General features: G+C 62.8%; 23 protein-coding genes. 6 read left to right on the forward strand and 17 right to left on the reverse strand.

The genetic code is table 11. The features are described 5' to 3' along the window. Positions 1-71: 71 nt before the first annotated feature. From F623_RS0110425 to F623_RS0110500, 16 genes are all read right to left on the reverse strand, one after another. On the reverse strand, positions 72-1,376 hold the full coding sequence (locus F623_RS0110425) for an OmpP1/FadL family transporter (RefSeq protein ID WP_018862488.1): 1,305 nt from the start codon (positions 1,374-1,376) through the stop codon (positions 72-74). A gap of 252 nt (positions 1,377-1,628) precedes the next feature. Beyond that, positions 1,629-2,801: a radical SAM protein gene (locus tag F623_RS0110430; RefSeq protein WP_018862489.1), complete on the reverse strand. Its 1,173-nt coding sequence runs from the start codon at positions 2,799-2,801 to the stop codon at positions 1,629-1,631. Between the two features lie 50 nt (positions 2,802-2,851). Continuing rightward, a complete protein-coding gene (locus tag F623_RS0110435; protein WP_018862490.1) occupies positions 2,852-3,934 on the reverse strand; it encodes an NAD(P)/FAD-dependent oxidoreductase in 1,083 nt (360 codons plus the stop codon). Positions 3,935-3,971: 37 nt separating this feature from the next. After that, positions 3,972-5,063 carry a biotin/lipoate A/B protein ligase family protein gene (locus F623_RS0110440; protein WP_026279388.1) on the reverse strand — a complete coding sequence of 364 codons (1,092 nt, stop codon included), beginning with the start codon at positions 5,061-5,063 and terminating at the stop codon, positions 3,972-3,974. Next, positions 5,056-6,234 (reverse strand): radical SAM protein, encoded by a 1,179-nt coding sequence (locus tag F623_RS0110445; RefSeq protein WP_018862492.1) that lies wholly within the window; start codon positions 6,232-6,234, stop codon positions 5,056-5,058. Before F623_RS0110445 ends, F623_RS0110440 begins: the two co-directional genes overlap by 8 nt. Before the next feature lie 77 nt (positions 6,235-6,311). Then, positions 6,312-6,749, reverse strand: coding sequence for a glycine cleavage system protein H (locus F623_RS0110450; protein ID WP_081616601.1), 438 nt, complete (start codon positions 6,747-6,749; stop codon positions 6,312-6,314). A gap of 38 nt (positions 6,750-6,787) precedes the next feature. Further along, the gene (locus F623_RS0110455; RefSeq protein WP_026278768.1) at positions 6,788-7,195 is read right to left on the reverse strand and encodes a DsrE family protein; all 408 of its coding nucleotides are present in this window, start codon (positions 7,193-7,195) and stop codon (positions 6,788-6,790) included. Positions 7,196-7,203: 8 nt separating this feature from the next. Further along, positions 7,204-7,650 (reverse strand): glycine cleavage system protein H, encoded by a 447-nt coding sequence (locus F623_RS0110460; protein WP_018862495.1) that lies wholly within the window; start codon positions 7,648-7,650, stop codon positions 7,204-7,206. Between the two features lie 95 nt (positions 7,651-7,745). Beyond that, positions 7,746-8,657: a CoB--CoM heterodisulfide reductase iron-sulfur subunit B family protein gene (locus F623_RS0110465; RefSeq protein ID WP_018862496.1), complete on the reverse strand. Its 912-nt coding sequence runs from the start codon at positions 8,655-8,657 to the stop codon at positions 7,746-7,748. Beyond that, on the reverse strand, positions 8,650-9,366 hold the full coding sequence (locus F623_RS0110470; protein WP_018862497.1) for a 4Fe-4S dicluster domain-containing protein: 717 nt from the start codon (positions 9,364-9,366) through the stop codon (positions 8,650-8,652). The genes F623_RS0110465 and F623_RS0110470 overlap by 8 nt, the downstream gene beginning before the upstream one ends. A 49-nt stretch (positions 9,367-9,415) precedes the next feature. Then, a complete protein-coding gene (locus tag F623_RS0110475; RefSeq protein ID WP_018868573.1) occupies positions 9,416-10,288 on the reverse strand; it encodes a hypothetical protein in 873 nt (290 codons plus the stop codon). Further along, the gene (locus F623_RS0110480; protein ID WP_018862499.1) at positions 10,227-11,255 is read right to left on the reverse strand and encodes an FAD-dependent oxidoreductase; all 1,029 of its coding nucleotides are present in this window, start codon (positions 11,253-11,255) and stop codon (positions 10,227-10,229) included. Before F623_RS0110480 ends, F623_RS0110475 begins: the two co-directional genes overlap by 62 nt. 23 nt (positions 11,256-11,278) lie before the next feature. Beyond that, on the reverse strand, positions 11,279-12,685 hold the full coding sequence (locus tag F623_RS0110485) for a heterodisulfide reductase-related iron-sulfur binding cluster (RefSeq protein WP_018862500.1): 1,407 nt from the start codon (positions 12,683-12,685) through the stop codon (positions 11,279-11,281). Positions 12,686-12,730: 45 nt separating this feature from the next. Further along, entirely contained in the window at positions 12,731-13,405 is a 675-nt protein-coding gene (locus F623_RS0110490) for a 4Fe-4S dicluster domain-containing protein (RefSeq protein ID WP_017941141.1), read from the reverse strand. A 186-nt stretch (positions 13,406-13,591) separates the two neighbouring features. Then, a complete protein-coding gene (locus F623_RS0110495) occupies positions 13,592-13,822 on the reverse strand; it encodes a sulfurtransferase TusA family protein (protein WP_018862501.1) in 231 nt (76 codons plus the stop codon). A 140-nt stretch (positions 13,823-13,962) separates the two neighbouring features. After that, positions 13,963-14,292 carry a rhodanese-like domain-containing protein gene (locus tag F623_RS0110500; protein WP_026278769.1) on the reverse strand — a complete coding sequence of 110 codons (330 nt, stop codon included), beginning with the start codon at positions 14,290-14,292 and terminating at the stop codon, positions 13,963-13,965. A gap of 268 nt (positions 14,293-14,560) precedes the next feature. On the opposite strand from F623_RS0110500, the gene F623_RS0110505 reads away from it, so the two are divergent. The 3 genes from F623_RS0110505 to soxB all read left to right on the forward strand — a co-directional run bounded on the left by F623_RS0110505 (position 14,561) and on the right by soxB (position 18,423). Further along, positions 14,561-14,872 (forward strand): hypothetical protein, encoded by a 312-nt coding sequence (locus F623_RS0110505; RefSeq protein ID WP_018862503.1) that lies wholly within the window; start codon positions 14,561-14,563, stop codon positions 14,870-14,872. A gap of 58 nt (positions 14,873-14,930) precedes the next feature. Beyond that, a complete protein-coding gene (locus tag F623_RS0110510; protein ID WP_018862504.1) occupies positions 14,931-16,373 on the forward strand; it encodes a M48 family metalloprotease in 1,443 nt (480 codons plus the stop codon). A gap of 238 nt (positions 16,374-16,611) precedes the next feature. Further along, the gene (gene soxB / locus F623_RS0110515; protein ID WP_018862505.1) at positions 16,612-18,423 is read left to right on the forward strand and encodes a thiosulfohydrolase SoxB; all 1,812 of its coding nucleotides are present in this window, start codon (positions 16,612-16,614) and stop codon (positions 18,421-18,423) included. A gap of 67 nt (positions 18,424-18,490) precedes the next feature. Here soxB and F623_RS0110520 read toward each other — a convergent pair whose 3' ends face one another. Beyond that, the gene (locus F623_RS0110520) at positions 18,491-18,946 is read right to left on the reverse strand and encodes an RT0821/Lpp0805 family surface protein (RefSeq protein ID WP_018862506.1); all 456 of its coding nucleotides are present in this window, start codon (positions 18,944-18,946) and stop codon (positions 18,491-18,493) included. 277 nt (positions 18,947-19,223) lie between these two features. Here F623_RS0110520 and F623_RS13285 point away from each other — a divergent pair, with 277 nt between their 5' ends. From F623_RS13285 to F623_RS0110535, 3 genes are all read left to right on the forward strand, one after another. Continuing rightward, positions 19,224-19,532, forward strand: coding sequence for a hypothetical protein (locus F623_RS13285; RefSeq protein ID WP_081616602.1), 309 nt, complete (start codon positions 19,224-19,226; stop codon positions 19,530-19,532). Positions 19,533-19,679: 147 nt separating this feature from the next. Then, positions 19,680-20,219: a YjbF family lipoprotein gene (locus tag F623_RS0110530; RefSeq protein ID WP_018862508.1), complete on the forward strand. Its 540-nt coding sequence runs from the start codon at positions 19,680-19,682 to the stop codon at positions 20,217-20,219. A gap of 17 nt (positions 20,220-20,236) precedes the next feature. Continuing rightward, positions 20,237-21,001, forward strand: coding sequence for a capsule biosynthesis GfcC family protein (locus tag F623_RS0110535; protein ID WP_018862509.1), 765 nt, complete (start codon positions 20,237-20,239; stop codon positions 20,999-21,001). The last annotated feature ends 11 nt before the right edge of the window (positions 21,002-21,012 follow it).

The following is a 21,012-nucleotide window of genomic DNA, read 5'->3' on the forward strand; positions in this document are numbered from 1 at the left end:
GGCCGGTCGCTCATCCCGAAGCCCGCGCCGGGCACCGGTGCGGCCGACGACGGCCGCCCGGACACAATCGATCAGAAGCGGTACGCGTACCCGATCTCGAGTTCGTACTGCCGCATCTCGATCTCGATATCCTGCCCCTGGTACATGATGTTATCCCCGGATACTCGGTTACGCGGTGCGTACATCGCCGCGAAATTGACCTCGTGAGGACCAAACTCGCGAGTAAATCCGGCGGTAAAGTGATGCTTCACCACCCCGGGTGCCAGGATGTTCAGCATCACATCACGGGACTGAACGGGGTTTTCACCGCGGTTGTACCCGACTCGCCACGTCCAGCCGTTGCCACCGTCGATCTGCGCACCAAACTTGAAGATATTCACGTCCTCCCAGCCGAACCCAGGTCCGCCGTCGGCTCCGAACGGTGCCTGATTGGTGCTGGGATTCGAGATCGCATCGATCTCCGAGTAGCGAATCTTCTGATAGTCGGCCGATAGCGTCACACGGGGGCTCACGTCCAGCGAGACGCCAAGACCGTATGTCGACGGGATATCGAATTCTCCCCCATTGGCAAACAGCCCCGCGTAGCGATCGAAGTCACCCGCACGGATTTTCGAGCGATAGCTCGCGCCGACCCGGGCACCTTCGGCAAGCTCGGCCTGAAACCCGATCTGGGCGCCGTAGCCCCAACTGGAATCGGTGCGCCCACTACTCAGGTTGTCAGGGTCTTCGCTCATCGGGCCGAACGACCCAATCCCCTCGGCGCTGAACCGCTGGTAGCTAATGATCGGACTGAAACCAACACTCACCCGGCCATCGGCGAACTTCTGGGCATAGGTGGGAATGATGGCCAGCTGTTCGAGATTCACACCCGCAGTGCCATCACAAAAAACACCTCGCCCTGGCACGGGATTGCCCTGCTGATCCTGGCACTCTCTATCAATGGCCGGATAATCAGTGTTCATCCCTCCGTTACCAAGCAACGCGATGCCCCAGGAGCGATCCGCATCGATCTGCTGGACAAAGGCGAGGGAGGGAATGAAGAAGTTGTTGCTGTCGCTGTCGACACTGCCGCCGGCAAGCGGAAATTCACCTTGCTGTGGCTGCCGGTGCGGATCGCTAGCCTCGAACGAGCGTTCCGGGCGGAAGTAGGCGACCGATGCGTCGAAGCGGGTTTCCATGCCGGCGATACCGGCGGGGTTGATGCCAGGGGCGTAGGCGTCCTGGGAGATGGCCATGCCGACCCCGCCCATGCCCTTGGCCTTGGTGCCGAAACCGTGAGCGAAATAGCCGTTGGTGGCATTGGCGACGCTGGCGCTGCCCATTGCAAGGCCGACCGCGAGCGTCACCAGACTGCGGCGAATGATGCGTGCTTCCATGTTGTTCTCCTTTGGTGGTCTTCTTGTTGTATGGTCCCGGCACCTCCGGTTACCTGCGGCCCCCTTGTCTGCCGCGGGTCCGGTTTTGTGGTGCAGCGACCACTCGCGGGTGGACGACCCATCCCCCCGGGAGTTCTTTCGGCGGGGCCCCTGACATATCCCCACTCGAAACCTGAATATTCAAAAAGTCTAATCGACCCCCCTGACGTGCGAAAGCCCCGGAAGACCGGGGCTTTCAGCATACATCGAGTTTTATGCGGACTTCTCGTCCTCGGCCTCGTCGGCATCGAAGTCGAAGGTGCCGACATCCTCCCCGGCCATTTGCCGCTGGACAAACCCGACGTCCGTCGAGTTGAGGGCAAACGGAAAGGACAGGATGTCCGTCGGGCTGGAATCGCCGTAGGGGCGGTTACAGGCCGAGACCTCCTCGTCCGACTTCCCGGGGCAGCCGGAGGTCTGGAACGGCTTGCCGGAAGCAATCAATTCGTCGACCTCGGACTGCGGCAGGCCGAAGTCCACCACCTGGCCGTCGGCATTGAACTTCATGTCGTCGATACGGCCGCCGGCGTAGTCGATCACGAAGCGGCCCAGCTGTACGCGGCGCCACTGGTCACGCGGGACCGGGTTCCAGTCCTCCATCAGCGAGCCCTCTTCCGGGAAGAAGGCAAACATGTGGTTGTGGCCACCCAGGTCGCGGATGCGCTGACAGACCTGCAGGATCTCTTCCTCGGTCTCGCCCATGCCGCAGATCAGGTGTGCACCGAACTTTTCCGGGCCGAAGATCTCGGCGGCCCACTCGATCGCCTGCCAGTACTTGTCCCAGGTGTGCGGGCTCTCGACCGACTTGCCGCGGGTGCGCTCGAAGATCTCCGGCGTGACCGCGTCCAGTGCGACGGTGAAGATGTCCGCGCCCTTGTCCCGCAGGAGCTGGAGGTCCTCGTAGCTCATGGTGGTCGGGTTGGACAGGATCGACACCGGGATGTGGTTGACCTCGGCGACCCATTTCTCCAGCAGCTCGACGGTGTCGGCATCGGAGTTCGGGTGCGTGATCATGGAGATGCACATACGCTCGAACTGACCGGCGTCGGAGTTGTTTTTGACGCGTTCGATCACCTCGTCGTACTTGGCGGTCGGCCAGTCGACGCGGATGAAGTTGCGGTCGGCGTAGTCACGCGATTCCTCGCGGTGGCGCGCCAGGCCGCAGTACGAGCAGTTCGCACGGCAGCCTTCCGGGTAGGTCACCAGCAGGTTCAGGCAGTGGGTGCAGGACGTGCGGTGCATGGTGCCCGGCACCAAGCCCAGCGTGATCGCAGCCGCCGTGGACATCTGCACGTATTCCGGCGAACGCATGTCCGGGGTCTTGATGTGATAATCGGGCCGGTAAAAGTTGATCGGCGCGACCATCTCCTCTGCACTTGCACTCATGGAATTCCTCCAGCGTTGTTCACCGGGTGCGGGGCACCCGCCAACCGGGCCTACGCGGCCTGGTCACCATCGTTGAAATATTCGGAAAAAGCAATCCATCCGCGGCGCTGCGTGGCATCGTCCTGGGCCCGCGGCGTCCGCCAGTGTTCATTGAGGAACGCGCGGCGCTTGCAGGCGCGTTCCAGGGCCGGACCGTACTGATCGCGCATCTCTTCATCGTAATCGTCGAAGGCCTCGGCGTCACCCTCGAGATGCGCGATCGCGGCCTCGCCCGCCGCCTCGCCCGACACCACCGCCGCGGCAATCCCCGCCCCGGTAATCGGGTGGGTAAACCCTCCGGCATCACCCACGAACAGGACATCGCCCTGGTACAGCGAATCGCGCAGGCCACCAACCGGGATCGCGCCACCCGTGCGGTGGCGGATCTCCTCGCCCAGCAGCCCCTGCTCGACGAGCTGGGCATGCAGGGATTCCAGCGGCGTCTTCATGTCGTGTTCGATACGCTTGTCCGCGCCCAGCCCGAGGTTCGCCCATTCCCCCTTGGGGAACAGCCAGGCGTATCCACCCGGGTAGTCGTCCGACAGCCAGACATCGGTCGCGGTGTACGGCTTTTTCAGCGGCACCGTGTACTGCCGGGTCTGCACGACCGGAAGCGCGGGCAGGCCCAGAGACTCGGCCACGGGGGAATGCGGGCCATCGGCGGCGATCAGCACACGGTACTCGACCGTGTGCTCCTGCCCCTGGTGCTTCACGGTCGCCACATGCCGTTTGGCCTCCACGCGTTGCAGCGGTGTCGAGGTCACCAGTTGCGCGCCGTTGGCCTTCGCCGCCTGGATGATCGCCCGGTCGAACTCGCCGCGATCCACCATCAGGCCAGGGAAGTCGGAGTGCTCTACGGCCCCGGAGGGCAGGAAGCTCTGCATCGAGTCGATGCGCTGCAGCAGAACGCCGTCCGCCCTGGCATAAGCGCCCATCGGGTTCGGGATGAACTCGGCACACTGCACCGGCTCGCCGAAGGCCTTGTTGCGCTCCACCGCCAGTACCGACAGGCCGGCCGACGCGCACACACGTGCCGCCGAGGCGCCGCCCGGCCCCAGTCCGACGACCACGACATCGACTTTTCCGGGGAGCATTACGACTTCCTCCCGGCCAGGAGAGTACGCAGGGACTTCATCCCGCCGATTCCTCGGTCTCGGCCATCGCCAGGGCGGACTGGATCGCTGCGATGACGTCATCCACCGTCAACTGCAGCATCTCGACATCACGCTCGGCAAAGAAGGCGCGCACGCGCTCTTCCATCTCGGCCTGTGGCGTATCGCGCAGGGCCGCTTCGAGATCGGCAATGGTGCGCGCGGGCTTCACGAAGATATCGCCGGTCAGCCACAGCTGCTTCAGGCGCTTGCGCTCCGGGTCCAGGGCCACACCGACGCGCATCAACCCGCCGTCAGACTTGAAGATGCTCTCGAACATCGGGGCATCGGTGGCCGGACGATTGCGTTGGTAGACCCACTCTTCGGTGTCGATCTCGGACAGGGCCTCTTCGAAGGACTTCTGCTCCTCGGGCAGCAGATCCGACGGCGCCAGTTCGACCGCGAACTCTGCCGCAAAGGCCCTGGCGATCGCGTCCTTCACGTAGTCCAGGTCCGGGCGCTCGCCCAACAGCGTGGCCAGATTGACCACCCGGTCACGCGCCGACTCGATCGCCTTGTTGGAGAGCTTCTCGGCCGGAATCCGCAGAATGCGCAGCATGTCCTCGACATCGAACTCGATCAGCAACGTGCCCTGATACATGATCGAGTCGCCGTCGAATGCACCCCCCGTGCCGGAGATCTTGCGGCCATCGACCTCGATGTCGTTGCGCGGACGGAACTGTGCATCCACGCCCAGCGTACGGATCCCGGCGGCCGCGGCATTGCAGATGCGCTGCGCGATCTGCCCCATGTCCGCCGTCCCGAGGAAGCGTTTGTCGAGGTACAGCTCCCAGCCAAGCTGGGTGGAATCGAAGTAGATCGCGCCGCCGCCGGTGATCCGGCGCTGGATCGCAATACCATTTTCCTTGCAGTACTCGGTATTGATCTCCTGATCCACGTTCTGGTGAAAGCCCACCAGCGCGCAGGGCTCGAACTGCAGGAAACGCAGGGTGTGCGGAGACACGCCTTCCTGGTGGCACTCGAGCAGAGACCGGTTAAAGGCCATGTTCTCGGCCGCCGGGCGCAGACCGGTGTCGAGAACGCGCAGGGTGTTTTGATCTCGTTCAGACATGGCAACCGCCTCCGGCCGCGACATTGCCCTCGGTCACGATGCGGATCCCGCCCAGGCCCTGGCGCGCCTTGCGTTCTTGCTCGCGACGCCGGGTTTCCTCGGCGACGATGGTGTCGAGATCGATCTCGACACCGCTGTCGACCGCGGTACCGTCCGCCATCACCTCGTCGCCCACGGCAATCGAACAGCAGGCCGGCGTCACACGGACCTTCTTGCCCAGACGTGCCGCCAGTTCGACCACACCCTCGGCCGGGTGCGCAATACCGGACAGGCCGGCCATCACCGCATAGCTGTCGATCTGGCTCTTGGCCTCGCCCGGCGGACGCGCACAGCCCAGCAGCAACGGGGTATCCCCCAGGCGCTCGCGAGCATCGTGGAAGAAGCGCCCGACCGCATGCACGTCCGGGGTCTCGAACGGGCGACTGGCAGGGGCGTAAAACGGCATCACGACCACCAGCACCACGGCGTCCGGCAGGTGGCGCGCGAGCATCTCCAGCGCGTTCCACTCGCCCAGCAGCTTGCCGTAGTGCAGGCCGATCACGATGTGCGGCACCACCTTCATATTGGTGTTGACCAGGCTCTCGAGCGTCTGCTCGAAGTCATCCACGCTACGGCGCAGATGGTAGACCTGCGTGATGGTGTCCTGAGCACCGATCACGTCCATCATCGCCGCGTCGATGCCGGCCTGCTCCATCGACGTCGCGATGTTGTCGTCGACCAGTGCAGTGTGCAGCGCGATACGGAATTCGGGGAATTCGTCCTTGATGCGGCGAATCGTGGAGTAGTACGGGTCGTACTCGACCTCATTACGATGATTCGAGCCGCCGGTCAGGAGCATGCCCTGCGCTCCGGACTCGATCACATTGTTTACCTGGGCCCAGAGGTCTTCCGGGGTACGCACCGGGATCATCGGCTCCAGAATCTTGGCCTTGCAGTGATCACAGGCGAGCTTGCAGTCACCACCGGTGATCGACATCGCCGGCCATGCGCTCTTGCCGCAATCCGCAAGCTCGCTGGACTGGTACGACTTGAACGTCGGGGTGTAGAAATGCACCGATCCGGGATCAGAGCCCGGCTGAGCGCTATGCTGGAGATCGTTCACCAACGCCGCATCGACAGGGATGTCTTCCAGGGGTTCAACCCGCTGGATCACCTCGTTCCAGGTCGTCATCAGCTTGCTCCGGATACCGCAGAATCAAAAAAGGCCGCCGAACGCTGGGGAACGGCGGCCCGAGGCTCGATCGGCACTTAACAGCCGCCGAAACCGTCCGCTTCCATCTTGGATTCGAACGCGGACAGGGCGTCGGAGCCGGTCTTCAGGTCGCCGGCTTCGCCGTCCCAGTCTTCCGGCTTCAGCTTGATCAGCCAGCCTTCGCCGTAGGGATCTTCGTTGATCAGACCCGGGTTGGAGGCCACTTTGTCGTTGGTCTCGGTCACTTCACCGGTCACCGGGGTCTTGGCCGGACCGACCCACTTGCCGGATTCGACGGTGGTGCAGGACTTGTCCTTCTTCACGTTCTTGCCGACTTTCTTGGGGGTGTAGGACACGATCGTGCCGGCCAGCGAACACGCGTAGGAGGTCAGGCCCACAGTCGCGGTGCCGTCGCTTTCCTTGCGCACCCACACGTTGTTTTCAACGTTGTACATCAGATCTTCCGGAATATCACAACCCCGTACTGCGCCCATGTTTTCCTCCAAGCGTGAAAGTAAAAATGCGGGAAAAATTAAAACGTTATCGTTTTGTCGCTACGCAAAATCAGGTCTGCCAGCTCGCTCGCCCGATTCACTTCATCGACCTCGTCGATGAGATCCGAAGACGCGTCGATTCTATACCCCGGCAAAGCGGGCTGGCAAACGTGCAAGCGCACACCTGCGCGTTTTGCGTCCTGGATAAAATCCTTGATCAGCTTGCCGTCTTCCATAGCCCGCAGATCGTCCGCGACCCCCTTCTCCATCAGGCGCACGCCTTCCATGGTGAAAAAGATATAGACATCCACATCCATCGAGGCCATAACCGCTCCAAGATAGAACGGCGTGGCACATCGATGCGGAGTCGACGGACCGGAGGTCATGATGATCACGACCGTCTGCTCGTCATTGTCCAGATAATATTCGTTGTCCAGATCGGCCATCGTGCTCTCTATCGCAGCTTGCGCTGACACTCGATGTCTTCATCCTTGGCCCGCTTGCAGTAGCCTTCCTCCGCCTTGTCGCCGGTGAGGAACTGCTCCAGGGCGTCGTCGGCGCCGTTAGTGGCCTCGACACGCGCGATCCATGCATTGTAGGGGTCGGAGTTCAACAGTACCGGATTCTCCAGCACCTCTTCATTGCCCTCGACGATCTTGCAGTCGATGAAGTTCGGGATCGGCCCGGCCCACTTGCCGCTCTCGATGGTCGCCACCGGCTTCCCCGGGGGCCGCCGAGTCCCGGGTCGGCGCACTCGCACGTGGATGATCTTGCCCGCGATGGTCTGCGACAGATCCGTCATCCCCACGGTAAGGGTGTCGTCGTCCTCGCGACGAAGCCAGATCTGAAACTCGTCGTCGTAGAACAGTTCGGGATGAAACTCGCAACCGTTGCAATCCATGTTTCGCCTCGTTCCCGGCATCGACACAAAAAACGGGCGCGAGGCGCCCGTTTTTCGAAGATACTACTGGGCCATACGGGCCTTGAATCCGGGGATCAGATGACCCCCTTCTCCTTCAGCAGCCCGATGGAGTCACTCACGTTCTCGTGGATACCCAGCTTGCGCGGGGAGAGCCCCATCGCCAGACCCAGCAACTGCGTGAAGTACAGCACCTTCACGTCGGTCTTGATACCGAACTCGGTCTCGGCCCGGACCTGGTGCATTTCCAGACCGGAGTGGCAGGTCGGACATTCGGTGGCGATCACCTCGGCCCCGGAATCTTCAGCCGACTGCAGCAGGTTCAACACCAGCTGGGTCGACGTATCGGAATCCGAAAGGGTGTGCGCACCACCGCAGCAGGCGGTCTTCAGCGGATAGTCCACGTTGACCGCGCCGGCGGCACCCAGCAGATCGTCCATGAAATGCGGCTGATAGCTGGAATCCGATCCCGGGCCATTGTCCTTCTCGGGGAAGATCTGGCGCGGACGGGTGTACATGCAGCCGTAGTAGTTGGCGATCTTGATCCCGTTCAGGCTCTTGGTCATCTTCTGCTTGATGCCCTCGGGCCCCAGCTCTTCCATCAGCCACTCGAGCAGATGCAGGGTCCGGACATCACCGGTGTAGACCGGGTCGTCGGACTTGCGCGCCAGATCCTGGACGGTGTCCATCGCATCCTGGGAAGTGGCGGTCTCGTACTCGGCCTTCTTCAGGTTGTGGTAGCAGCCGTTGCACGGTGCCATCACGGTGTCCATGCCCATCTGCTCGGAAGCAATCGCCATGTTCCGTGCCGACAGGTAGGTCTGCAGCATTGGGTGAATGTTCTTCACCTCCATCGCGCCACAGCAGTTGTAGTCGCGCAGGTTCTCCATCTCGAGCCCCAGCGCCTTGACCAGCACGCGGGTGGAGCGGTCGTACGGGCCGCCAGAGCCCTCGAGCGCGCAACCCGGATAGTAAGCAACCTTAGCCATGAGCGGCCTCCTTCTGTTCGCGCACGTAATTCTTCAGCACGTCTCCGGTTTTGCCCCAGGACTTGGTGCGCGGCGTATGTACGGTGTTGAAGCCCATCCGCATCAGGTGCTTCACCGGCAGATGCTTCATCATGCGGAACACGAACAGCTTCAGCCATTCCTGCAAGAGCGGCTGGCCGGTTTTCTTGAAGAAGTTCTGCGCAACCTTGCCGTCTTCGATGCGGCCGGTCTTGTAGATCTGATCGGCAAACTCTTCGTCGAAGATGGTGGACGGGGCCTTCTCGGTGATCCCTTCCTCTTCCATCCAGTGCGACAGCGCCTTCATCACGCCCTCCGGCTTCACGTCCTTCGGGCAGATATTGGTGCACTTGTTGCACGAGACGCACTGCCAGATGATGTCCTTGTCCTTGACCAGCTCTTCCTTCATCCCGAGGCGGGTCAGGTAGATCCAGTAGCGCGGATTGAACTGCACGTTCTGCGCGTACATCGTGCAGGAGTTGGTGCAGGACCCGCACTGCCAGCAACGGTGCACATACTCGCCACCGGCATAGCCCTGAATCTTCGACTCGAAATCGTCGTCGTAATCGCGGACCGTACGCGGGGCGATCATGGTGTTCCAGTGCCCGGACACATCCACCCCGTCCACCACCAGCTCGTCGTGCTGCTGGAGGCGCTCGTCCTCGATCAGTGCCTTTTCATGTATTGCCATGACGTCTCTCCGAAAACCTGTGTAGCCAGGCTCAAGTTCGTTTCATTATTCAATGCAGCGACGCATCGTGACCTTTCAGGCGGCCTTCCTGGGAATCAATCCCCAGGAGCTTTACGCCCAGTTCCAGTGGATCCTGCTTGGCACCGAACTGGTTATCGATCATGCCCAGACTCATCGACAGCGCCCGTGCGTAGTCCGAGTAAGCCTGCACCCAGACCAGATCCGTTACGAACGGCAGGTCGCGGTAGAAGCCTTCCTCGGCCAGCGCGTCATAGAACCAGCGTCTGGCCCCCTCGATCGCGCCGACGGTCTCGCCAATCGGGATCGAACGCAGGGTGTCGTTCCCGCGAATGAACTCGCGCAATGCCCCGGTCGTCGTCCCCGTGTCCCAGACCCAGCGCGTGGACAGCGGGACCGTCTCGGGATCGGCGAAATGCAGGATCTCGGCACCGAAGTCCCAGAACCCGCGTCGCAGCTTCTTGTCGTCTCCAGCGAGGTTGGCAAACGCCGCCAGCCGCGAATCCAGGTCCGTATCCGGGCGCACCAAAGCGCGCATCCCGTCAACAAGAGCGCCCTGGCGTTCGGCCATCACCCCCGCCAGCTTGCGGCGAACGGCGAAGACCAGGCCGCCCAGGGTACGCAAATCCTCGGCATCCATCTCGTCGCCCTTGGCGACGGTCGTGGCGAACACTTCGTGCTTCGCCCGCAAGGCCTCGATAAAGGTTTCCAGCCCATTGACCCCGCCGGCTTCGGCGATGGCCTCATTCAGACTGTTCAGCTTCGTCGCCAGGATCTCCTGATCAAAGGTCACCTGCAGCGGCTCCGGGTGCACACCCGAAGCCGCTTCGTCACTGACGACCTCAGCCGGCTTTCGAAACCAGCGCATGCAGATCCGCCACCGCACGGCCACCGGCAGCGGCACCCTGGGTGATCGAGTCATCGATCGTCTCGGGGCCATAGGCCGCGCCGCAGGAGTAGATCCCCTTGCGGGTGGTGCCACAGGTGTTGGTGTACTGCTCGGCCTTCTCGATGAATCCGTGCTTCTCCAGGCCGACTCCGAAGACCTGCGAGATCTCGGGATTGTCGGCGTTCGGATCCATGCCAATCGCATGCACGACGATATCGAACGGGATCACGATCGGGCGCTTGACGAGGGTGTCCTCACCCTTGACCAGCAGCCGGCCGTCGCCCGAGGCGGTGACTTCCGCGATACGCGCCTTGACGAACTTGGTTTTGAACTCTTCCTGGGACTTCCAGTAGAACTTGTCCTCGTACAGACCGTACGTACGGATGTCCATGTAGTAGATGAACACGTCCGTTTCCGGCGAGAGTTCCTTGATCTCCATGGCCAGATTGGCGGAGACGGTGCAGCAGATCTTGGAGCACCACTCACGGCCGATCTGGCGATCGCGCGAACCCACACACAGCAGGATGCAGACCCGCTCCGGCACACGGCCGTCGGACGGGCAGGCGATCTTGCCAGAGCCCACCATCTGTTCCATCTGGGTCGTGGTCAGCACGTCTTCGTACGTACCAAAGCCCCATTCCGGCTTGTTGATCGAATCGAAATGGGTGAAGCCCGTGGCGAGCACGACGGCACCGGCCTGGACCGATTCGCCGTTGGTCAGCGTGGCGGTGAAGTTACCGGCCTCGCCTTCCAGCTTCTCGACCTTCGCACCCTTGTGCACAGTCGCGCTGGAATCGTCTTCCACGCGTTTGACCATGCGACCAATGGCGTCCTTCGCCCACTCGCCGGAGGGCACCAGCTTGGCGTAGCCCGAGAGAATCGGCGCGCCACCGAGGACGTCTTCCTTTTCGACCATCACGGCCTTGAAACCGGCCGAGGTGACATTGGCGGCGGCGGCCAGCCCAGCCGGGCCGCCACCCACTACTAGAACAGTATCTTGCTGCATCAGACTTTGCCCCCGTAAGCGAGCTCAGGATTGTAGAGGTATTCGATATTGCCGGCCTCGACTTCCTTCAGGTATTCCTGGAAGGTCTTCTTGGCCTCATCCCAGGAGATTCCCATCTTCTCGACCAGATCTTCGCAGGGCGATGCATGCCACTGCAGCTGGACGATCTTGAACGGATCCGCGCCGCAGGCCAGGGCCGCGAACTGGACTTCCGCCATGATCGGAATCTGGAAGTTCTGGTTGTGGGCCTTGCCGATCCACTGGTTCTTGTCCATGGTCGTGACGCAGCCGGTGTCGTTGGCCAGCAGCACGTCGGCGTTGGCTTCCTCACGCGCCACACGGATCTTGCGATCCATCGTGAAGGAGCGGGTGAACTCGCGCTCGGAGATGATGTGGCGGAATCCGAAACCGCAGCAGTCATACCACGTGGAGTAGTCGATCACCTGCGCACCCAGGGCCTGGGCGGTGGAGGTGATGATCGCGGTACGGTTGCCGCCCAGCACGGACGGGTCGTAGATCGCATCCTCGTGGACCATCTTGTAGTAATGGCAGGCCACGTGGGCGGTGGTACGGATGTTGGAGACATCGATGGTCTGCAGCTCGGAGGCGATGCGGTTGCGCATCACGTGCACCCACTCGGAGTAGTGGATGACCTCTTCCGGGATGACCAGCTTGCCGTCCACCAGGCGACCCAGCTTGCCAAGGATCTTGGTGACCTTCTCGCGCAGCTCGGCGGACTCGACCAGATACTTGCGGATCTCCTTGTAGTTGCCGAAGGAGGTGCCACAGTGGACGAGCGGGTAGAAGTGACCCAGTTCGTGACCGTGCTGCTTGCCGGAGACGTAGGCCTGGTGGAAGTTGCGCAGGAACACCGCCGCCAGCGACTCGACGTTCCCGATACCGGAGCCGTGGTAGTTCCACGCGGTGCAGGAGGTCTGGTCGGTCTCGTCAAGGTAGTCCTTGCCCGGCTCGAAGCCGAACTTGTTCATGAACCACAGCAGCGAGGTCGGGTAGCCCGGGATGTTCCCGCACTGACCGCAGGACTTGTGGTGCCACAGCTGCTTGCTCGGAATCTTCTTGTCCCAGCCGAACAGGGTGTTCACGGTGACCGGCTCGTGCTGGTCCTCGACACGGTGGATGATGATCTGGCCGTCCTTCTCGAGCTCGTACATGTGCTCGCGGACGTCATCCATGCGGTCGCCGAGGTCGATCGTGCGACGGTCGACGTGCTTGCGCACCCAGTCGGTCGCCTTGATCGCATCTTCCTTGGACAGGTCGGTCGCCTGGAAGAAGGAACCGTGGCCGGCAATACCCTGACCATCGGTGTTGTGGAAACCGGGCTTCATGGTGCCAGCACCGGCACCTTCGCCGTTCTGATTGTGATTGCCTGGGGTCTGTTCACTCATAACGCTTCTCCTGATGTCCTGGAGTGGAGTCGGAAACGGGACGACTTACTCGTCGTCTTCCTCTTCCTGCTCCTCGAGCCAGTCTTCGTAGTCCTCGCGCTTCTCGTCGATGAAGTCTTCGATCACGTCGAAGAGGTTCTCGTCCATCAGCTCGAGGGACTTCAGCACCCCGGTCATTTCCCAGATGGTGTACATCTCGACCGAGGTTTTCAGGGACACTTCCCAGGCGGTCTCGACCGTCTGCAGCGTCTTCACCGGAATGGCCTTGCGCAGGATGCGCAGGTCACCTTCCACCTTCTGGATGTTGGGACCCCAGTCGGGGAAGTGGTCGGGCTGGATCATGTCGGGCGACAGCTGGTTACCCGTGGTGATCAGCTTCAGCATCACGCGACCGAACGGGCGCAGCACGTCCTTCGCGGATTGCATTTCGTGCTTGATGGCCACTTCGCGCATGATCGCGACCAGGCCACCAGGCGAATTCTTGAACGGGCAGCGCGCGGCACAGGTCATGCACTGAGCGCAGGCCCAGATCTTCTCCTGCATCGCGTCGTAGATCTGCTCGACGTTCTCGGTCCACAGCAGCTGGACGATCTCGCGCGGGGAGTAGTCGTAGAACTGGGCGGAGGGGCAGGTCGCCGTGCAGATGCCGCAGTTCAGGCAGCCGTTGAGTTCGTGGTCGTAGCGAAAATCTCCGCGGATGTCGTCGAAGATTTGCTGCATCTCAGCGTATGTCGCCATATGTCACCTCTTCGCTGTTGGCGATGCAGGTTTCTGAGAACCTTGATCAGCCAGCCTAGACCTCGTCCAGGCACCTATCCAGTTACCGCATGGCAACCGTCGTTTTTCAGGAATCGGGGCGGTCGACCCTGCCGGATCGCCGCCCCGTTTCAGGCACTTAGAGACGCCTCAGGCTTTCTTCACGAGGAAGTAGAACTTGCCGCCTTCTTCCTTGTGTTCCATCAGCTCGTTGCCGGTCTGCTTGGCAAAGGCCTGGAAGTCCTTCACGGCACCCGGATCGGTGGCGATGATGTGCAGAACCTGACCGGAATCCATGGCCGCCAGGGCCTTCTTGGCGCGCAGGATCGGCAGCGGGCAGTTCAGGCCGGAAGCGTCGAGTTCTTGGTCAAAGTTGGCCATGGTGTGTCTCCTTTAGTGCGTTACCAAAATCAGTTGGGTGCTGAGGCCCGGATCGGGGTGGTCAGGCGACCACGACAATCGAACCCTTGCCAGCCGAATCCACCCTTATAGGGGAAACGGGATCGGAATACAACCGAATTCTAATCCGGGGTGACGACCGACTTGCCGGCCTGAGCCCACCCCACGATACCGCCACGCAGACTATTCGCGGTCTCCAGCCCTTGCTGCGCCAGGAACGCGCAGGCCTGGGCGGAACGAGCGCCGCTCTGGCAATACAGAACCAGCGGCGTATCGCCCTCCAGAAACTCGTCCTTGCGCAACGGGAGGACAGCAAGCGGCATCAACTCGGCACCGGGTATGACCCCCCGCGCGGTTTCGCCGGGGGAGCGCACATCCACGAGCCGGAAGCTCTTGCCTTCCGCACGCCACTGTTCGAGTTCGTCGGCCGTAATCTCCGAGAATCCGTACACGTGCATTGCTCCGAGTTGCCAAAACCAAGTCTGTTCACCCCGCTCGCGGCCACCAACATCCAGGGCGGCCGGTCGCAAAGGATGGGCGCGGAGGATAGCGAAACGGCCCGCAAATGCAAACATGTCCAACCCGCGGCGGGTGGTTTGTTCTCTCGCGGACAGAAGTCGTGCTATCGTTCCGAGTTGAAGCAAACACTGATGGACGCGGCCCTCTTCCGGGCGCGGCCAGACGATCAACCCCTAAGATTCATTCGCGGAGGACTTTGCGGTGGACAAGAGCGAATTCCAGGTCGACGGCCACTATGCCGTGACGATGAAGGACGAAAACGGCAAGCTGCGCCCGGCCAACATCTACGTGCACGACATGCAGGATGGCTACATGATCGTGCGCCGCACCTCCGGCGGCGATGTGGGCCTGCTGTTCAAGCTGAAGTACGACGACGTGGTCAAGATCGTGCGCACCCACAAGGTGCTGGATCGCAAGAAGTTCATGGTTCCGGAAGCCATGCTCAAGCCGAAGCTCTGGGAAACCCGTGACAGCATGCGTACCTATTCCTCGGCTCCGGGCCTCGGCAAGTAACCGACCCCGCGATGCCAAGATCCTTCGGAGGCCGGCCCCACTGGCCGGCCTCCGTCGTATGAAGACACGGCTTCTTACACTACTTTCGACCCTGCTCCTGGCGCTCACGCTGGGAGCGCCAGCAGTTTCGGCCTCCGGGACCGCCCTGCCCGATCTGGGCGAGGCCTCCGGTGGTGTGCTGACCCCCGCGGAGGAGCGCGAACTCGGCCGCTCCCTGCTTCGCGAGATCCGACGGTCGCTGCCGCTGGTAACCGACCCGGAAATCTCTTTCTACGTCGATTCGCTGGGTCGGCAGTTACTCGCCAACGCCCCCGATGCCGACGGCCCGTTCTATTTCCTGACCATCGACAATGGTCAGGTCAACGCCTTCGCCATGCCCGGCGGCATCATCGGCGTGCACTCGGGACTGATGCTCGAGGTCCGCGACGAGGCCGAACTGGCCGCCGTCATGGCCCACGAAATCGCGCACGTCACGCAGCGCCACCTGGCCCGCATGTTCGCACGTGGACGGGAGGTGAACTTCACCACCGGCCTTGCAATCCTCGCTGGCGTCCTGGCATCCATGGCAGACCCGACCCTGGGGTCGGCCATCATCACCGGCGGTGTCGCGGGCGGCATCCAGCAGCAGATCAACTTTACCCGTGCCAACGAGGCCGAGGCCGACCGCGCGGGCATGCGCATCCTGGCCAGCGCCGACTTCGACCCGAACGCCATGGCGGATTTCTTTGAGCGTCTGCAGGAACTCTCGCGCGGCGCGGGCGACGCAGTACCCGAATACTTGCGCACCCACCCGGTCACGCTCGACCGCATCACCGATGCCCGCAACCGCGCGGCAGGCCTGCCCGCGGTGGAGACGCGCAACCGCGGACCCGAGTTTCAATGGATGCAGGCGCGAACGCGCGCCCTGAAGGATCCGCGCCGTGCGATCGAGATCCATCGCGGGGCCTCGGACCCGGCCGCTCACCAGATCTACGGCGCCATGGTCGCGCACCTGGAGCGTGGTGAACTGGAACGGGCCGCCGAACGGTTGGAGGAAATCCCCGTCGAGGAAGCCCCCGGGATGACGCTGGAACTGGCGCGCGCGTCATTGGAACGCGAGCGCGGCGACCACGACGCGGCCCTCGAGATCCTCAACGACCTGGACGCGGTCTACCCGGGCCACCCGGTGATTCAGGAGTTGCTGGCCCGCGTACACCGCGATCTCGGCAACCCCGACCGCGCCATCCGCATCGTGAACGAGATGATCCGCCATGAACGGGCACCCAACCCCGAGCTCCTGCGACTGAAGGCAGACATCGCCGACGGAGCCGGCTATATTGCGATCAGCCGCGAGGCCATGGCCGAATATTTCTTCCACCGGGCACAGTACGAAGAGTCCGTGCGCCAGTTCGAGGCCGCGATCGACGCACGCGATGCCAGCGAGCGCGATATCCAGCGGATCGAGGACAAGCGCGACACGGCCAAGGAAACCGCGCGGCAGGCGCGCGAGCAGCGCCGTTAGGGAGACGCCGCACCCCACGAAGACACGGGGCACGGTCAGGCAGACATCAGCATCCGCCACGGCCAGAAACCGGGAATCCGGCTCTGGAGCACTGCACGCTGAATACGGCCTCATACCAGCCGGGCGCCGCCCGGTCGGCAAGGGAGTTCCATGCTCGGGGAATGTTCCACAAAGACCCAGCGTCTAGATTGCTGCTTTGAGATCACAATAAACCAATTTAGAGAAAGGTAGGGCCCTCATGCATATCTCACGCCGCGAATTCATGCAGCTGCTGGCGGCCGCCAGCGTGGCCGGCTTCCCCCTGGCAGGCTGCGGCAAGGCCACCAGTGGCAAGTACGGTACCTCGGGAGACCCGTACGACATGCTGGATCGCTTCGGCAATGTGCATCTGTTGCACTACACCGACTGCCATGCGCAACTCAAGCCGATCTATTTTCGCGAGCCCAACGTGAACCTGGGCGTGGCCGAGATGCGCAACCGCCCGCCACACATCGTCGGCGAGCACTTCCTCAAACACTATGACGTCGAGCGCGACAGCATCTTCGCGCACGCCTATACCAACCTGAATTTCATGGAAGCGGCCGAACAGTACGGTCGCGTCGGCGGCTTCCCTCAGCTGAAAACGCTGGTCAAGAAGCTGCGTGACTCACGCCCCAACTCCCTGCTGCTGGACGGCGGCGACACCTGGGGTGGCGGATCGGGGACCGCGCTGTGGACCAACGCCCAGGACATGGTCGATGCGCAGAAGCTGCTGGGCATCGACATCATGACGGCCCACTGGGAATTCACCTACGGGGCCGACCGCGTGGAAGAGGTCGTCAATGGTGACTTCGCCGATGCCGGCATCGACTTCGTCGCCCAGAACGTGCGTGACGTGGACTGGGGTGACCTGATCTTCAAACCGTACGTGATTCGGGAAGTGAACGGCGTCAACGTCGCGGTGATTGGCCAGGCGTTCCCCTACACCCCAATCGCCAACCCGCGCTGGATGGTCGAGCAGTGGTCGTTCGGTATTCGCCCGGACGACATGCAGCAGCAGGTCAACGCCGCGCGCGAAGAAGGCGCCGAGATCGTGGTCGCCCTGTCACACAACGGCATGGATGTGGATATCAAGATGGCCGGCATGGTCGAGGGCCTGGATGCCATCATGGGTGGTCACACGCATGATGCCGTCCCGCAGCCGCTGCCAGTGGAACGCCCCGATGGGGGCACTTGCCTGGTCACCAACGCCGGCTCCAATGCGAAGTTCGTCGGTGTGCTGGACTTCGATTTCCGCGACGGCGAGATCAAGGACTGGGAGTACCGCCTGGTCCCGGTATTCGCCAACCTCCTGGACGAAGATCCGGAAATGGCCGAATTCGTCAACAACATGCGCAGCCAGGAAGTCACCTACGACGGCGACACCTTCAATATGGAGGAGAAGCTATCGGAGGAACTGGCCGTGGCCGAGGACCTGCTGTTCCGCCGCGGCAACTTCAACGGCACCTTCGACCAGCTGATCTGTGATGCGCTGATGGAGGTCCACGACGCCGAGATCGCGTTCTCGCCGGGCTTCCGCTGGGGCACGACCGTGCTCCCCGGCATGCCGATCACCTTCGAGCACGTCATGGACCAGACCGGCCTGACCTATCCGGAGACGACCCGCAACGCCATGACCGGCGCGCAGATCAAGGACATCCTGGAAGACGTCGCCGACAACCTGTTCAATGCCGACCCGTTCTACCAGCAGGGTGGCGACATGGTGCGCGTCGGTGGCCTGAGGTACGCGATCGATCCGGAAGCCGAGGTTGGCAACCGTATCTCCGAAATGGAGCTGGGCGGCGAGAAGATCGACCCGGACAAGGAATACATTGTCGCCGGTTGGGCCAGTGTCCAGCAGGAGCCGCCAGGCGGTACCGGCACGATGATCTGGGACAACGTCGCCGAGTACCTGCGCAATCAGACCGATGGCGTACGCATCAGCGAACTGAACGAGCCGAAGGTCAAGGGCATCAACGAGGACAACCTCGGTTATATCCCAACGACCGAGGACATGTATCGTCCCGCCTGATCCCGCAGCAGGCCCTGGGACGAAAAAGCCCCGCAATGCGGGGCTTTTTCGTGGGTGGTTATTGCGCTTACTGATTCACCCACTGTCCTTGCGCATTCCGGCACGCTGTACCGGTGACCGTTTCCGGCTGTCCGTTCATCGTCGTCTGCACCTGGTAGTCCCGGCAGTCCTGCCCATCGGACTCATAGGTCCGCGTGGGGGTTGCCTGATACTGATGCCCGGTATTCGGGTTCTGCCAGGTGGATGCACGATGGTCCGGGTTGTGCTCCAGGGTATGGGACACCTGCTGGCGATCGACCTGATCCATCGTGCGCCCCACCGATCCGCCGACTGCCGCACCCGCGAGGGTACCGGCGATAATCGCCGCGGTACGCCCGCGGCCACCACCAATCTGGGAACCGATCACGCCACCGGCCGCGCCGCCAATCACCGCCCCGGTCTGCTCCTTGGTGGGCGGGGTCTGGCACCCGGCAAGCACAAAGACCATGCTCGCCACCGCCGCTAACACCACTGCCTTCTTCATCTCTGCCTCCGTTGCGCGGCCACATGACCGCGCTACTCAACTACAGTGATCAGGCTAGCGAGCGAGACCTGAACGCTGCGTGAAGACAGCAGGCAAAACGAACCCGGCCGACCGAATGTGACCTCCAGTCCGCAAAACTTCCAATCCGTTCAAAACACGTGCGAGAAACCTCGTACTGACCTCTCAGAATTGGTTGCATCCCCTGTTCCCCCGTGGCCCTCCTTCCTAGACTGTCCAGCGGGTAACAGACACCCCCGGTGAAGCGAGGAATGTGACTATGATCAAGAAGATATTTGCCACGGCAATTGTTGCCAGTCTTTTCGTATCCGGCCCCGTGATGGCGCAGTCGGCCGGCGCGGGCGCCTCCGCTGGTGCCGGCGCGGGCGCGAGTGCCAGTGCCCCGCAGGGGAACGCCAGCTCGCCCGTCGCTGGCGGCTCGCCCTCGGGTGGCATTTCCGCGGCGGCACGCTCGGAACCGGGCGCCGTCTCCCGTATCGCCACCCGTTCCGGCCGCTTGGTGGGCTTGATTGCCTCCACCGGCACGACCCCGGGAACCGGCACTACCCCGGCGACAGGCACCCGGTAGCGAAAGCCCATGCGAACCAATTCGCACTTCCTTCGCGAAGGCCGCCTCCGGGCGGCTTTCGCATGTCTGGGGCTTGGAGTTTTCGTGAGCGTGGTCACGGGCTGTGGCAGCGGGGGGCCCACGCCGCTTGGGGCCTCGCTACAGGGCATGGTGTCGGGCGGCCCGGACGTCAGCTCCCGTGCGGAAGAGATGCCGTATGCCTCGCTTGCGGTCGAGACGGACGATCACCAGGGGCTGCTGATCCTTGGGGCCACATCCAATGAGCACACCTACTGGCCGAGCGCTGAGGGGCTCTCGCTGCAACTGCGGGACGGCGGGCTGTTTGCCACGTCCGGCCTTGAGCAGGACTTGCTGGGGACGCACCACCCCGGTGCCGACTCGCCCCCCTGGCGCCAGGCAACCCCCGAAACCTATCGCGTCGAACGCCATGTGCGCGGGCCCACCGGGGCGGTCGTGCGGCATGTTGGCGAAGGCACGCTGGAATGCAGGACTCGCACATCGCGGGACTTGCCGCTGGTGACCCTGGAGCTTGAGCGCTGCCGCGAACGCATTGACTGGGAAGGTGCCGGAACGACGCGCGCTGAACTGTGGCGCGAACCTGAAACCCTCGACTTGTGGGCCTACGACGGCCAGGCCTGGCCGGACGGCCCCTCGATTGCCTGGCAAGTGGCCCGCCCCTGGTGGTAGTCCTCACAGGAGGCCTGATGCGCAAACATGTCCACACCCTTTGGCTGGCCCTCGGCTTGCTGGCCCTGGCCCCTTCTGCTGGTTCGGCCGACGATGCGCCCGCCGAAGACTCGCTCGCCGAGACCTGGGTGGCCTGGCAGGACGAACTGTCCGAGCCCATCGACTGGGCCTATGGCTTCGCACTGCGCAGCCGCGATGTGCGCCCCATCGAGCACGAGCGCAGGCGGCTTCTGGCCGAGATCGAACTGGTCGGACAGACAATGGATATCGCAGGCCGCCCGGAGGTGGCCCAGGCACTGGGGGCCTGGAGCAATACGGTCGAAGCCATGGAGGCGGCACCCGAGGCACGCAGCGCGGAACGCCTCGACCTGCCATGGCTCCTGGCCAACCTGCGCCATGCACCGGCCGCGGCGAACATCGAGCACATTGGCTACTGCACCCCACCCGACTGGGTCGAGTTGTGGTCGCTGGACGGAGTCGACCGCCACGAATGGACCCCGGGCATGACCCTGCAGGACCTGCTGGCCAAACCCCCACGCGCCGCGCTGCGCGGTACCGATACCGCTGCCGTGGTCTCTCCCCTGGGTGAGGTCCACGAGTTTGGGGTCGCGCCCTGGAACCGCGAGAACACGGCAATTGCTCCCGGGACCCGGGTGATGGCGCATCTCCATATCCGTGACCTGGGAGGGTCGGTGGAGGGCGATCTGCTCAACCAGCGCCTGCCCCGCTTTCTCGCAACCCGCCTGCCGGGTGACAACTGCACAATTCGGAAAATGCCATGAACGCTACTCCT

The sequence above is a fragment of the Thioalkalivibrio sp. ALD1 genome, assembly GCF_000381245.1.
Taxonomy (GTDB): Bacteria; Pseudomonadota; Gammaproteobacteria; order Ectothiorhodospirales; family Ectothiorhodospiraceae; genus Thioalkalivibrio.